At 70.0% G+C, this 14,294-nt stretch carries 10 protein-coding genes; 4 read left to right on the top strand and 6 right to left on the bottom strand.

Features of this window, described 5'->3' with window-relative positions:
* The first annotated feature begins 60 nt into the window (after positions 1-60).
* From DSM26151_RS10630 to DSM26151_RS10615, 4 genes are all read left to right on the top strand, one after another.
* Positions 61-3,198: an alpha-mannosidase gene (locus tag DSM26151_RS10630; protein WP_234659522.1), complete on the top strand. Its 3,138-nt coding sequence runs from the start codon at positions 61-63 to the stop codon at positions 3,196-3,198.
* A 129-nt stretch (positions 3,199-3,327) separates the two neighbouring features.
* Complete coding sequence (locus DSM26151_RS10625) at positions 3,328-4,812, top strand: ABC transporter substrate-binding protein (protein ID WP_234661873.1); 1,485 nt, start codon at positions 3,328-3,330, stop codon at positions 4,810-4,812.
* A gap of 304 nt (positions 4,813-5,116) precedes the next feature.
* On the top strand, positions 5,117-7,963 hold the full coding sequence (locus tag DSM26151_RS10620) for an alpha-mannosidase (RefSeq protein WP_326491018.1): 2,847 nt from the start codon (positions 5,117-5,119) through the stop codon (positions 7,961-7,963).
* Positions 7,963-8,892, top strand: a complete 930-nt coding sequence (locus DSM26151_RS10615) for an aldose epimerase family protein (RefSeq protein WP_407650934.1) — start codon at positions 7,963-7,965, stop codon at positions 8,890-8,892. The genes DSM26151_RS10620 and DSM26151_RS10615 overlap by 1 nt, the downstream gene beginning before the upstream one ends.
* Before the next feature lie 41 nt (positions 8,893-8,933).
* Here the strand turns inward: DSM26151_RS10615 and DSM26151_RS10610 are convergent, their stop codons facing one another.
* The 6 genes from DSM26151_RS10610 to DSM26151_RS10585 all read right to left on the bottom strand — a co-directional run bounded on the left by DSM26151_RS10610 (position 8,934) and on the right by DSM26151_RS10585 (position 14,016).
* The gene (locus DSM26151_RS10610; protein ID WP_234659519.1) at positions 8,934-10,133 is read right to left on the bottom strand and encodes a cation:proton antiporter; all 1,200 of its coding nucleotides are present in this window, start codon (positions 10,131-10,133) and stop codon (positions 8,934-8,936) included.
* 13 nt (positions 10,134-10,146) lie between these two features.
* Positions 10,147-10,641 (bottom strand): cation:proton antiporter regulatory subunit, encoded by a 495-nt coding sequence (locus DSM26151_RS10605; RefSeq protein ID WP_234659518.1) that lies wholly within the window; start codon positions 10,639-10,641, stop codon positions 10,147-10,149.
* 67 nt (positions 10,642-10,708) lie between these two features.
* Positions 10,709-11,581: an alanyl-tRNA editing protein gene (locus DSM26151_RS10600; RefSeq protein WP_234659517.1), complete on the bottom strand. Its 873-nt coding sequence runs from the start codon at positions 11,579-11,581 to the stop codon at positions 10,709-10,711.
* Positions 11,581-11,760, bottom strand: coding sequence for a hypothetical protein (locus tag DSM26151_RS10595; RefSeq protein ID WP_234659516.1), 180 nt, complete (start codon positions 11,758-11,760; stop codon positions 11,581-11,583). The genes DSM26151_RS10600 and DSM26151_RS10595 overlap by 1 nt, the downstream gene beginning before the upstream one ends.
* Before the next feature lie 66 nt (positions 11,761-11,826).
* Entirely contained in the window at positions 11,827-13,011 is a 1,185-nt protein-coding gene (locus DSM26151_RS10590) for an acyl-CoA dehydrogenase family protein (RefSeq protein ID WP_234659515.1), read from the bottom strand.
* A gap of 9 nt (positions 13,012-13,020) precedes the next feature.
* Positions 13,021-14,016: a DUF4349 domain-containing protein gene (locus DSM26151_RS10585; RefSeq protein WP_234659514.1), complete on the bottom strand. Its 996-nt coding sequence runs from the start codon at positions 14,014-14,016 to the stop codon at positions 13,021-13,023.
* Positions 14,017-14,294: the final 278 nt, after the last annotated feature.

Below are 14,294 nucleotides of genomic sequence, written 5' to 3'. Positions count from 1 at the left end.
GGCCATGGGGGTGTGCGGGTACGAGGCTGTCGAGTACGAAGGAATGGAAACGGTTCGGAGATGAAGAAGTCCATGCCCGATGCGGTCGATGGGGCGCTGGACCTCCTCGCCACGGCTGCGAGCGAGGTCGAGGCCGGCTGGGTTCCGCGCGATTGGGTGCGCACCGACCCGAGCGGCGACATCCCCATGCGGATGGACGCGGAGAACGTCCACTTCCGTCAGGTCGGAGTGTTCTCGGAGTTCGCAGTGGAGGCCGACACCGGGATGGAACTCCGCGTCGCCCTCGACCTTCCGGCCGTCATCCACGGCGTCGACGTCGAGGGAGACGTGCTCGAGCTCACCATCAACTCGTTCCGCCCCATCGACATCTCGAGGGACGGTGAGCGCGTCTTCCTCGATGAACTCCCCACGGTCGCCTCCGGCCCGGCGCTGATCACCGTGCTCGACGCCATCGAGGTCGGCGCCAACGGAACGCTGACCCTGAAGGTCCTCGAGACCCCGGTTCCGTTGGGGGGCGAGTGGGGCCGCACCGGACTGACCGTGCAGTTCACGACGCCACGACTGCGAACACGATGGCGGGAACTCGATCTCGCCCACGCGCGCCTGCTCCTCGCGCGGGAATTCGCGTCTTCGGACGAGGAGCGGGCACGGATTGCGGCGGTGGCAGGTCGAATCGTCGAGTGCCTCGACCTCAGCCGAGGTCCGGACCTTGAGGTGGAACTTCGGGAGGCGATCGCCGAGCTCGATTGGCTGACATCCAGGCTCGAGGACTACCGCATCCACTGCATCGGGCATTCGCACATCGACCTCGCGTGGCTGTGGACGTACGAGGACACCCGTGAAGTCATCTTCAGGGACATGGAGAGCGTGCTCGGCCTGTTCGACGAGTACCCGGAGTTCCGGTTCACGCACTCCCAGGCCAGGGGGTACGCCGAAGTCGAAGCGTCACGTCCGGACCTCTTCGCTCGACTTCGCGAACGCATCGATGAGGGTCGGCTCGAACCGGCGACCGTGCAGTGGGTCGAGGCCGATTCCAACATCCCGAGCGGCGAGTCGCAGGCACGTCAGCTCATCGAGGGGCTGAACTACTCGCGCGATTCGCTGGGAATCCGACCCGACGTGCTCCTCGCCCCGGACACGTTCGGACACGCGGGCAACATCCCCCAGCTCGCGGTGCAGGCCGGCGCCAAGGTCTACTATCACCACCGCGCGAATCCGGGATTCGTCGGCGAGGGCTCCCGCGATCCGTGGCAGGCGTACTGGTGGGTCGGTGCGGACGGAACACGCATCCTCGCGATCGGCACGCCGGTCTACCTCGGTCCGGTGACGGCATCGCGGTTGGCTCGTGACCTCATCTCGCTCGGGAAGGCCAACGGCGTTTCCGAGATCTGCTACTTCTACGGCGTCGGCGACCACGGCGGCGGCCCGACACGCGCTGACCTGGATGCGATCCGGTCGCTCGACGCCGCGTGGGGGTTCCCCGCCGTGGGATGCTCCACCCTCGGCGAGTACGCGTCGGCGCTCCTGGCCTCCGAGCCGTCCCTCCCGGAGTTCACCGGGGAATCCGAGCGGGTCTTCGAGGGGTGCTACACGACCCATGCCGACTCGAAGCGGATGAATCGCGAGGCGGAGAGCGCGCTCGTGGTCGCGGAGACGCTCGCGGCGCTGGCGGGACAGGATGCGTCGTCATCGCTGTCCGACAGTTGGCGTGCGACGCTTCACCACCAGTTCCACGACATCATCGGGGGATCCGCCGTGGCCGGCGCCTTCGCCGATCAGGCGCGCGACACCGCTGCCGCGCTCGACGTCGCAGCCCGCGTCTCCGGCGCGGCCCTGCGTGTGCTCGCTGGTGAGCTCGGGCCCGGGGCGGTCTCGGTGACCAACCCGCTCGGTCACACACGGGATGAGGTCGTGCTCGTGCCGGCCGAGCTGCGCGGGACGAATCGCGGAGTGGCCGATGCCGGGGGAGCGCCGCTGCCGGCACAGATCACCCGGAGGGGGGAGTTGGCGTTCCGCGCGAGCTTCGACGCCTACGAGACCCGAGTGTTCACGCTCGTCCCCGTGCCACCTGAGGTGCCCTGCGACGTGGTGGTTCGCGATGGGCTCTCGCCGGATGCGAGTCGCACGCTCCGGCTGCGGACCGACCGCTGGGATGTCGAGTTCCTCGAGTCCGCGGGCGCGATCACCTCGTTGGTCGATCGGGGTACCGGAACACGGCACGTCGGCAGGGGATCCCTGAGCCCGGAGACCGCACGGCAGACGCGGCCGGATCTCGGACTCGGCGTGCTGGTGCGCACACACGAGTTGCCGCACCCCATGACCTCGTGGGTCGAGGACTACACCTGGCTCGAGGAGTCGATCCTGGCCGGCGCCGAACTGCGAGTCGTGGAGAACGGTCCGGTACGAACCGTCGTGCGCGCGGACCACCGTCGCGACGACTTCGATGCAACCGTCTTCTTCACCTTCACCCACCACTCGCCGCACTTCGACATCGAGTTCGAGGTGACCTGGAAGGCGGAGGGGAGCCCTGATGTCGGTGTTCCGGGACTCGCCGTCACCTTCGGCACGCGCCTGCGTGCACCCGACCTCTGGGTCGAGACGCCGTTCGCTGCCGTGCGCCGCGAGACCGACGGCTACCGCGGGCCGATGCTGCGGTGGGCCGACGTCGGCTCGGATGAAGGTGGGCTCGCAGTCGCGAACGACTCGAAGCACGGCGTGGACGCCCTGGGTCCTCGACTGCGGATCCAGCTGCTGCGCAGTGCCTACGAGCCCGACCCCGTGAGCGATGCCGGGCGGGTCGACCGAAGCCGGTTCCGCGTGCTCCCGCACGAGGGCTCCTGGCGAGACGCAGCCGTGGTCGAGCTGGCCGGAGGGCTCAATGCACCACTCATCGTCGCGACGCCCACGGGCGCCGCGGCGCCCGCAGCCGTGCCTGAGTCGCGGCGACCACTCGCGACCGGCTCGATCGTCATCAGCGGACTCGGGCGCGTCGACGGGGAGTTCTCGGTGCGGTGCTACGAGTCGGTCGGGAGGGCGCATGAAGCGCTGCTCGGCGGATTCACGCCTCGCGAGGCGGTGCGGGAGGTCACGCTCTCGGGCGCTGAGGTGGCTTCGTACATCGCCGACGAGAGCGGGCGGATCCGGCTGCCGTTCCGCGCGTTCGAAGTGAAGACGCTCGCGGTTCGCGCCGCAGGATAGATGCACCGAGAGTGCGATCCAGAAAATGCGGCGCCGAGCTAGACAACGTTATCTCACTCGTGTTAGCCTCGATTCGAGGGCACAACGAGTCCATCCCGACCGTGCAGTTCAAAGGAGAATCCCTTGTCCATGAAGATTGGATCACCACCTCGCCGCGGCACCCTCGGGGTGCTCGGCTTCGCCGCCGCGGCAGTGCTGCTCGCCGGTTGCGCGAGCGATCCCGAACCGGCGCCGGCGGCTGACGTCGAGGCGTCGGATCTCGAGGGGAGCGTGAGCATCGCCATGGTGTCCGCCACGCCCGAGTACGAACCGTTCATGGAGAGCCAGATCCAAGCGTTCAACGAGCTCTACCCGAACGTCGATGTCGAGCTGCAGATCTTCCCGCCGGCGCAGTACGCGAACGCGATCAACCTCTCGTTCACCTCCGGCGACGCGCCCGACGTCTACCGGCTGACCGGCCCGAGCCCGGCGACGAACATGATCAACTCGTTCCGGAACGATTGGCTGCAGCCGCTCACGCCGTTCATCACGGACGAGTTCGAGGACCGGGGATTCCCGGAGGGCACATTCGACAACAAGGAGCTGAGCGGGCTCTACGTCGGCGACGACATCTACGGTCTTCCGCTCGAGAGTCTGCCCTACACGCAGGTTCGCATCCTGTACACGAACATGGACCTCCTCGAGAGCGTCGGCGTGAGCGAACCGCCCGAGACCTGGGACGACATGATCGACGTCGCGACCAAGATCTCCGAGCAGGGCGACGGAGCGTACGGGTTCGCGATGCCGGGGCAGAACGCCGTCGTCACGGTCGACGCTCTCGCCGCCACCTACGGGCCGCCGATGAGCGGTGGCGCGCCGATCAACCTCACGGACGGCACCTCCGGGGCCGGAAACGAGAGCTACGTGCAGACGGTCGAGATGCTGCGTGACGCGAACGCCGACGGAGTGTTCACCCCCGGCTGGGAGTCGTGGGACGCACGCCGACCGATCCAGGAGTTCGCGCTCGGAACGCTCGGCATGTACGTCGGGGCGAACTTCCACGCGAAGCAGATCCGCGAACTGAACCCCGGACTGAACTTCGAGATGGCGGCGATCCCGGTGCCCGACTCGGGCAGGGGAGGCTACAGCCCCGTCGGCGGGCTCAACCAGCCGTACTGGGGCATGAGCAAGACCGCCGAGTCGCCCGAAGCGGCGTGGGCGCTGCTCGACTACATGAGCACCGTGCAGTTCCAGTCGGCGGCCTACGAGGCCCTCGGGCTGATCCCCGTCCTCGATGCCGCGTACGAGGACAACGTGACCGAGGACACCGCACGGATCCTGGAGATCATGGAGGAGACCCAGCGGGTCTCGCCGCAGGTGATCATGAACGGCCCGGATGCCGACCAGCTCCTGTCGGCGGCGACCGCATCGGCGCCCTCTCCGAACGTCATGGAGCTCTACACCAAGGTGATCACCGAGGGTGGCGACTACGCCGGGCCGGCGGCGGCCTTCGATGAGAAGTTCAACGCCGTGATCGACCAGACCGTCACCAAGCTGCAGGCCGACGGACTCGACGTCGAGCGGAGCGACCTCGTGTTCCCGAAGTGGGATCCGCTCGAAGACTACGAGGGCTGATCGCGCTCTGAGAACGAATGCCGGGTGCGGCACCGCGCTGAACGTGCGGTGCCGCATTCGGTGTTTCGAGGATGGCGTGTGAGCATGCAGGCACCCCCCGGCGACTGCCGCGGCCGGACCACGATGAACGCTCGGAGAAGGAGATATGCACGACAACTCTGCACGGATCGAGGCGCGGGTCGCTCGCGCCCTGCGTGATCGCCTCCGTCCGGCGATCTACCGTAGGTCTGTTCCGGCCACCGTGGCAGCCTGGGATGCGCCAGGCGAGCCCGTGAGCTTCCCTGCCGCGGTTGCGAATGAGTTCGTGCCGATCACCGAGGGCACTGCATGGGGCCGGCCGTGGGGGACGACCTGGTTCGCGATCGATGCGGCCGTGCCCGAGGGGTGGAGTGGGGCGCCCGAGTTGGTCGTCGACCTGGGTTTCATTCCGACCCAGCCGGGATTCCAATGCGAAGGGCTCGCGTACGACGAGGCCGGGAACGTCGTGAAGGCCCTCGAGTCGCGGAACATGTACGTCCCGCTCCGGGCCGGCGCCGGTGGACCGGAGCGGATCTACGTCGAAGCGGCGTCGAATCCGGACATCGGAGCCGGATGGTCGTTCGCGCCGACCGCGTTGGGCAGCCTGCGGACGGCAGGAGAGGAGCCCCTCTACCGCCTCGGAGCAGTTCGAATCTGCGAGCGCGACGAAACGGTCTTCGCCCTCGAACGGGATGTCGACGTGCTGCTCGACACCGCACTGGCACTCGATCGCTCGTCGGCACGGCGCGCAGGCATCCTCCGCGCACTCGACCGATTCCTGGACATGCTCGACTTCGACGACATCTCCGGTTCCGCGACGGAGGCGCGCGGTGAACTCGAAGCCGTGCTCTCCGCGACGGGGGCCCGGGCGAACCACGAGGTGGTCGCCGTGGGGCACGCTCACATCGACTCGGCCTGGTTGTGGCCGGTTCGAGAGACGAAAAGGAAGGTCGCTCGGACGTTCTCCAACGTCCTGGCCCTCATGGAGGAAGACCCGGACTTCGTCTTCGCCGCGTCGTCAGCCCAGCAGTACGACTGGCTGCGCGAGACGCAGCCGGCGCTGTTCGATCGCGTGAGGTCGCGGGTCGCGGAGGGCCGCTTCGTGCCCGTGGGCGGGATGTGGGTCGAGTCGGACGTGAACCTCCCGGGCGGCGAAGCCCTCGTCCGGCAGTTCCTGCTCGGGAAGCGATTCTTCATGGAGCAGTTCGGCTACGAGTCGCGCATCGCCTGGCTGCCGGACTCATTCGGGTACTCTCCGGCGTTGCCGCAGATCGTCATGGCGGCAGGGTGCGATCGGTTCCTCACCCAGAAGCCGTCCTGGAACGAAGTCAACCGGATGCCGCACCACACCTTCCTCTGGGAGGGCCTCGACGGATCGCGGGTGCTGACGCACTTCCCCCCGGTGGACACCTACAACTCGGACCTGTCCGCGGCCGAACTCGATCGCGCGGCCAGGCAGCATGCGGAGAAGGGGATCTCGGACCAGTCGCTCGTGCCGTTCGGCTACGGCAACGGGGGAGGCGGACCGACTCGGGAGATGCTCGCCACCGCCCGACGGAAGCGTGACCTCGACGGGTCAGCCCGGGTGCGGATGGGGCATCCGGAGGAGTTCTACGACGAGGTGGAGCACACGCTCGTCGATCCCCCGGTCTGGCGGGGCGAGATGTACCTCGAGTTCCATCGCGGCACCTACACGTCGCAGGCCCGCACGAAGCTCGGGAATCGGCGCTGCGAGCACCTGCTCCGCGAGGCCGAGCTCTGGGCGACGACGGCGGCCCTTCGAAAGGGCTACGAGTACCCGGCGGACGCGCTGCGCCGGGCGTGGGAGACCGTGCTGCTCCAGCAGTTCCACGACATCCTGCCCGGCAGTTCGATCGCCTGGGTCCATGAGGAAGCCGAGCGCAACTATGCGCTCGTGCAGGCGCAGCTCGAGAGCGTCGTCACTGATGCGCTGAACGCGCTCGGCGCGACCACCGGCCACTCGGAATCCGTGCTGGCGAACGCTGCGCCGGTCAGCCTGGCCGGCATTCCGCCGATGTCGGTGGGGACCCCGGTCGCGCCCGCGCCCGTGCAGGCGACCACTCGGGAGGACGGCTCAGTCGATCTCGCGAACTCCCATCTGTCTGCTCGGATCAGTGCCGACGGCACGCTGAGCTCACTCGTCGACCGCGAGTCGGGGCGCGAGATCATTCCGCCAGGGACATCCGGGAACGTCTTCGAGCTCTTCCGCGACACGCCCAACCAGTGGGACGCGTGGGATATCGACAAGTCCTACCGCAACACCCCCGTCGAGCTCGGCGGACCGCGTTCCGTCCGGGTCGAGGGAGGTGGCGTCGTCGTCGAGCGCGAGGTCGGTCGCTCTCACGTCTCCCAACGCATCGCGCTCGTCGAGCACGCGCTCGAGATCGAGACGACGGTGCAGTGGCGCGAATCGCAGCGGCTCCTCAAGCTCGGGTTCCCGATCGATGTCCACACCGACCACGCGGCCTCCGAAGTGCAGTTCGGGCACGTGCACCGTCCGACGCACACGAACACCTCCTGGGACGACGCTCGCTTCGAGACGTTCGCGCACCGGTGGGTGCGGCTCGAGGAGCGAGACTTCGGCGTGACCATCGCCAACGACCGAACGTACGGGCGTGACATCACGCGCCACCCCCGTCTCGGCGGTGGTACGTACTCGCTCGTGCGCGAATCGCTCCTGCGCGCCCCGCGGTTCCCGGACCCCGATGCAGACCAGGGCGAGCATGTCTTCCGTCACTCGGTCGTCGCCGGCGACCTCCAACGCGGGATCGCCGAGGGGTACCGGTTGAACCTCCCTCTGCGTGGAGCGACGGCGGCGGTCCGACCCATCGTGGCCGTCGATAGCCCCGGTGTTCTGGTGGAAGCGGTGAAACTCGCCGAAGACGGCTCGGGGGACCTCGTCGTGCGGATGTACGAATCGCAGGGTGCTCGCGCGACCGCATCGCTGAGTTGCAGCGTTCCGTGTCAGTCGCCGACACGGACGGACCTGCTCGAACGTGATCTGGAACAGCAGCCCGACGATCCGTGGACGCTGCACCTGCGCCCGTTCGAGCTGGCGACCGTTCGGCTGCGACCCGCACGCGCCGTGGGGGAGCGCGAGGAGCCGCGGTGATGATCCTGGAGAACCGGGCTCTCAGAGTCGCGGTGGATCCGGGACGGGGCGCGGACATCTTGCAGGTGACCGACGTGCGCACGGCGGTGGGCCTGCTGGCGTCGTCGCCGTGGCGTGGGCGTGCGGACCGGATCAGGTCGGGGGCGATGCGGCCGAGCGCCATCGACCCGGTCGGCCGATGGATGGAGCAGTACCGAGGCGGTTGGCAGACGCTGTGCCCGAACGCCGGCCCGCCGCGGCTCGTCGGAGGTGCCAGCGTCGGATTCCACGGTGAAGCTTCGGTGGCCGCGTGGGACGTCACGGATCACTCGGCGACGTCCATGACGCTGAGGCTCGAGATGTTCTCGGTGCCGGTCGTCATCGAGCGCACGCTGACCCTCGACGGCACGTCGTTGCGGCAGGACGACACGTTGACGAACCTCAGCGATCTGCCGCTCGAGCTGGACTACTCGAGCCATCCTGCGTTCGGCGGGGCGTTCCTCGACGGGTCCTGCACCATCGAAACGGGGGCGCGCACCTTCACCGTCGATCCCGAGTCGAGTGGAGGCCGGGTGGTCACCTCGGCCTGGCCGCACGTCGATGCCGACGGTGCGCGGCTGGACCTGCGCGCCCTTCCTGAGCCCGATCAGCGCAGGGCGCTGTTCGGATGGCTCTCCGACTTCGAAGCGGGGTGGTACTCGATCACCAATCACGACCGACGGCTCGGTGTAAGGCTCGAATGGGATGCCTCGATCCTCCCGCAGGCATGGTGGTGGCAGGAGCTCAACGGAACCGAGCACTTCCCGTGGTTCGGCCGGGCCCGCATGATGGCGATCGAACCGGCGAGCACCACGACGTCGGGGCCCGGGCGCGGGGAAACGCTGAGGATCGCTTCGCGTGCCTCGGTGACGGTGCCGGTCGAGCTTCGAGTCGAGCCGAGCCGATCGTGATGGGCGCGCGCCGGGGCGATGCGGGGGCCGCCGCCGTCGCGTCACGGTTTCGCGGGTGACACCCGCTTTGCCCGTGCCGCTCGGCGACGCACGGCCGCGCGGAACCACTCCGTGTCGGGCAATCGGGCGAGGAACGTTCCGGCGAGGATCGTCACGAGTACGTATCCGGTCGCGAACGGCGCGATCGCGGGTTCCAGGCCCGACGCGACCGCGAGCCCCGCGATGACGATCGAGAACTCGCCGCGGGGGGCGAGCACGAGCCCGGCGCGCCACTGGCCGAGCGTTCCGACGCCCGCCCGGCGGGCGGCGTAGGCGCCGGACACGGCCTTCGTGAGGATCGTCAGGAACGCGAGCGCCGTCGCGGGCAGCAGCATCCCCACGATCTGGGTCGAATCGGTGGAGAGGCCGAAGAAGACGAAGAAGATCGCGGCGAACAGGTCGCGCAGTGGTGTGAGCACGGCGCTGGCGTTCTCGGCGACGCGGCCGGAGAGCGCGATGCCGACGAGGAACGCGCCGACGGCCGCCGAGACGCTCACTTCGGCAGCGAGGCCGGCGACGAGCATCACGAGCCCGAGCACGCCGAGCAGCAGCGGTTCGGCGTGGTCGGCCGAGAAGAACCGTGAGATCACGTGACCGGCCTTGAGCGCGATGAGCAGGATCACGACGACGACCGTCACCGCGACCGCGACGCCGATCGCCCCCTGCCAGATGCTCATGCCCACGACGAGGGCGGAGAGCACCGGCAGGTAGAACGCCATCGCCAGGTCCTCGACCACGAGGATCGACAGCACCGAGGGCGTCTCGCGGTTCGCGAGCCGGCCGAGGTCGCGCAGGAGCTTGGCGACGACGCCCGAAGACGAGATCCACGTCACCCCCGCGAGCGCGACCGCGGCGATCGGCCCCCAGCCGAGCAGCAGCGCGAACGCCGCGCCGGGCAGCGCGTTCATGAGCCCGTCGAGCAGCGCCGCGCGCCGCGACGACTTCAGGCCGATCAGCAGTTCCTCCGCGGTGTACTCGAGCCCGAGCAGCGCCAGCAGGAGGATGACGCCGATCTCGGCGCCCGTCGCGAAGAACTCCTCGCTGGCCGCGAGCGGGAGGAGCCCGCCGTTGCCGAACGCGAGCCCGAGCAGCAGGTAGAAGGGGATGGGCGAGAGGCCGATGCGGATGGCGAGGCGCCCGAGGATGCTCATGCCGAGGAGCAGCGCGCCGACTTCGATGAGGAGCAGCGTGGTCTCGTGCATCCGGCCCCCAGGGTCAGTCGGGACCGTTGGCGAGCAGGCGGGCCACCGCGTCGAGGCCGGCCCGCGTGCCGACCGCGATGATCACGTCACCGGCCCGGAGCACGTCGGACGGCGTCGGCGACGGGATGATCTGCCCGTCCCGCATGATCGCGACGACGGATGAGTGCGTGCGCGTGCGCGCCTTCGTGTCGCCGAGCGGGTGGTTCAGGTAGGGCGAATCCGTCGGCAGCGCGATCTGCTCGGTGAACAGGCCCGTCGTGTCGTCGGACAGGCTCGTCAGCCGGGACACCATGACCGAGGCGCCCAGGACGTCCGCGAGCGCCGCGGCCTCGTCCTCGCTCAGCGGAATGGTGTCGCGGCACTGGTCGGGATCGTCCTCGTCGAAGATGCCGAGGTCGCGCTCGCCGTCCCGGTACGAGACCACGCTGACGCGTCTCCCGCCCTCGGTGACGAGATCATGACGGAAGCCGATACCCGGCAGGTCGACCTTCTCGATGCGAATGCCCACGCCGTCATGCTAGACCCGTCGGGCGCGCCCGGGCGAGTGCGGCGTTCGGGAGCGTCGGGACGCGCGGTCACGACGGCGGGTTCGCCCGCGTCGTCATCCGCAGGACCGGCGTGCCGGCGTCGTCCTCCATCTCGAACGAGACGCGGACCCGGCCGAGCTCGCCGAGCGACGCCGCGTGCGTTCCCCCGCAGGGGATTCGCGCCGGGGCGTCCGGCAGGTCGCACACCCACGTTCGCCGGTCGCCCAGACCGTCGCCGTCGCGCTCGATGCGCACCGCGGCATCCGCTGCGACCCAGCCCTCGAGCGTTGCGTCGACGGATGCCGCGAGCTCGCCGAGGCTGTCGGCCAGCCCGCTCGCATCGAACCCGGCCCTGCGCAGCGACTTGTTGAGCCGGTAGCGGTCGACCGAGCCCATCGGCTCGATCCGGGAGGTCGCGATCGCGATCCCGTCGAAGTCGGGCGCCCCGAGCGCGTCCTGGCGGGCGGACTTCGACCAGCGGCCGGCGAGCGCACGGTTGAGCGCGAGCGAGGCCGCATGGCAGGCCGTGTGACCGATCGAGAGTGCCCGCCTGGTCGCGGCATCCGCTTCGAACTCGACCTCGTCGCCCTCGCCGACGGCGGCGTCGGCATCGACGAGGTGCGCGACGACGAACGCCCACCCGTCGGTGCCCGGCCGCACGGGCAGGGTGCCGATGTGCAGCGTCTCGCCGTCGGTCGCGGCGACGACGGCATCGCGGATCGCATACTCGCCGTCGCCCGTGCGGAGCACGCCGGCATCGGCGGGCTGGTCGGGCCAGGCGGCCGCGACCGGGTGGATGCTCGTGCGATCGGCGACCACCGCGAGGCCGCCGTCGTGCGGGGCGACCGCGACCACGCGTGCGGAGGTCGTCAGCTCGCCCGCGGGGTAGGTGACGATCGTGTCGCGCCCCGGCAGCGTCATCAGTTGCCGGATTCGCGGCGCCCGATCACGTTCATCGGGATCGCGAGGGCGAGCGACACCGAGACGATGCCGCCGAAGAAGACCGCGGCTTCGAACCCGGCGACGGCGTCGGCGATGCCGAACAGCCACAGCCCGAGCACGAACAGCGCCATGGCGATGAGGAACGGGAACACGTTCACGGGGGAGACCTCCTTCGAGCGCGGCGATCCGCCGCGGCGCCAGTCTACCGATCGGCCGGGCCGGGTTCAGTCCGGTAGGGGACCCAGGCGAGCGTTCGCGATCGTCGCGAGCGCGCCGTCGTCGCTCGACGGGTGGAACACGCCGGCGAGCACGTCGCGCTGGAGCCGGCCGAGTTCGTTCCCGGCGAAGTACGTCGCGCCGCCCACGACGCGGACGGCCGCGTCGACGACCTCCCGCGCGGTCTGCACGGTGCGGACCTTCGCGCCCGAGAGCAGTGCGAACCAGTACTCGCCGTGGTCGGTGCCGTCCGCCAGGTCGCGTGCGAGGCCGACCAGCTGCGGGGCGACGCCGTCGAGTGCGAGCGCTGCCTCGGCGATCCGGCGGCGCACGCCCGGATCCTCCGAGCGCGGCCGACCGGTGCGGGCCGACGTCCGCGCCGTCGCCGCGTCGATCGCGACCTCGAGCGCGCGCTCCGCGATCCCCGCGTACACCGCGCTCAGGAAGAGCTCGAAGCACGCGAAGATCGCGGACACGAACGGGTCGGCGTTCGGGCCCGGGTCGAGCCGCCGGACGACCCGGTCGGGCGCGGCGACCGCGCCGTCGAGCACGGTCGTGCAGCTCTGCGTCGCGCGCATGCCGAGCGTGTCCCAGTCGGCGAGGGTGTGCACGTCGGGATCCTCGCGGTCGATGAACCCGTAGACGAGCTTCGGCGCGTCCTCCGATGCGGAATCCAGCCCATGAACGCCCAGGCGCGTCCACGCGGGGGAGAGCGAGGTGAAGATCTTCCGGCCGGTGTAGCGGATGCCGCCGTCGGGCTGGGGGTCGGCGACCGTCCCCGAGCCGAACAGCATGAGGTCGTTGCCGGCCTCGCTGATGCCGAACGCGAACACCTCGCCGGCCGCGGCCTCGGCGAGGACGAAATCGAGGGTGTCGTCGCCCCGGTCGTGCAGGTGGCGTGCGACGCCCGTCCAGACGAGGTGCATGTTGACGCCGAGTGCCGTCGCCGGCGCGGCGGTCGCGAGCCGCGACTGTGCACGGATCACGTCGGCATGGCTCCAGCCGAGACCGCCCATCGCCGTCGGCACGAGTGCACGCAGGTACCCGCGATCCGCGAGTTCGGCGAGGTCCTCGGTGAAGAAGGCGTTCTCGCGGTCGTAGCGGTCGGCGCGCTCGCGGATGCGCGCGAGCAGGTCGTCGTCGAGCAGGGCTTCCGGTGTCGGGGCGGTCGGCGGCGTCGTCTCGGTCGGCACGGCGTCAGCCTACGCCGGGGGCCGGCGTTGCGGGTCCTCGCCCGGGGTCGGCGGCGCGTCGCCGCGGGCCGGCTGTGCCGCGGCATCCGCTCTCCGTCGCCCGCGCGTCGCCAGCACGACGATGCCGACCACGATCGCGCCGAGGACCAGCAGCAGGCCGATCCACGGCAGCAGCACGCCGATCGCGACGAGCAGGCCCTGGACGAACCCGACGAGGGCCGTCCATCCCACGGCGATGCCGCCCCAGAAGTCGTCCGGGCGCGGCTCGGCCACGATGCCCTCGGAGAGCAGCCCGACGGTGATCGTGGAGTAGTCGACCTGGTCGACCAGGGAATCGCGCCAGGTGGTCAGCGAATCGAGTTCGGACTGCCTGGTGGTCAGCTCGGACTCGATGGCGATGAGGTCGCTCACGTCGTCGGCCTGCGCGAGCAGGGTGCGGAGCCGATCGACCGAGGTCTGGAGGGACTCGATTCGCGCGTCGAGGTCCTGCCGCTGCTGGGTGACATCGGTCGCGTCGAGCTCGATGGAATCGACGTCGCCGAGCTTGCGGAGTCCGTCGATCACGGCGTCGACCTCACCGGACGGCACGCGCACGACGAGGGTGGCCTGCGCCTGCTGGCTCGGCGTGCCCGGAACCTCGCTGCGGCTGTCGATGCGCCCGCCGGCGCGCTCGACGATGGCGGAGACCTCGGCCGCGCTCGCGATGGGGTCGTCGACCGTGATCGAGACCCACCCGGTCGTGATGACGCTGCGGTCCTGGTCGGGCCGGACGAGTTCCTCGCCCTCGGTGAACGGCTGCTGGTCGCGCGGCGCGACCGCCCCGCCGTCGGCGCCCTCGACCTCCTCGAGGCCGGGGGCTCCGGGAGCGACCGGGACGCCGATCTCGGGCTGGCGGGCCGGGTCGCCGCCGGAGTCGGATGCGGACTGCGACCCCATGCTGCACCCCGCGAGGAGCAGTGCGGCCAGCGCGGCGACGGCCGCGAACGTGACGCGTCGGCTGATCATGCGGTCACCGTACCGGCGCGAGCGCGTTCGATGTCTGGGCGCACGCTGCGAGTCGGGTCACGATCCGGTCGCGGTGCCCGCGCGGTCGCGCGCTCTGCGCCCCGCCCCCGCCCCGCCGCGCCCCACATCCTGCGCGAGTGTGTGCCAAGTGCACCGCTCGGGGCCCCGGGCGGTGCAGATCGCACCTTCTCGCGGTCGCGGTGCCCCGTGCCCTCCATGCGCCGGGCGCGTTCGTGCGGCGAGCGTATGCCATGTGCACCGCTGCGTGGCCCGAGCGG

Source organism: Agromyces marinus, from assembly GCF_021442325.1.
GTDB classification, from domain to species: domain Bacteria; phylum Actinomycetota; class Actinomycetes; order Actinomycetales; family Microbacteriaceae; genus Agromyces; species Agromyces marinus.
This window is presented reverse-complemented; position numbering and strand designations above follow the sequence as displayed.

Coding starts and splice junctions, on each gene's coding strand:
- DSM26151_RS10630 (WP_234659522.1), top strand. CDS start 61: ATGAAGAAGTCCATGCCCGATGCGGTCGATGGGGCGCTGGACCTCCTC.
- DSM26151_RS10625 (WP_234661873.1), top strand. CDS start 3,328: ATGAAGATTGGATCACCACCTCGCCGCGGCACCCTCGGGGTGCTCGGC.
- DSM26151_RS10615 (WP_407650934.1), top strand. CDS start 7,963: ATGATCCTGGAGAACCGGGCTCTCAGAGTCGCGGTGGATCCGGGACGG.
- DSM26151_RS10610 (WP_234659519.1), bottom strand. CDS start 10,133: ATGCACGAGACCACGCTGCTCCTCATCGAAGTCGGCGCGCTGCTCCTC.
- DSM26151_RS10600 (WP_234659517.1), bottom strand. CDS start 11,581: ATGACGCTGCCGGGGCGCGACACGATCGTCACCTACCCCGCGGGCGAG.
- DSM26151_RS10585 (WP_234659514.1), bottom strand. CDS start 14,016: ATGATCAGCCGACGCGTCACGTTCGCGGCCGTCGCCGCGCTGGCCGCA.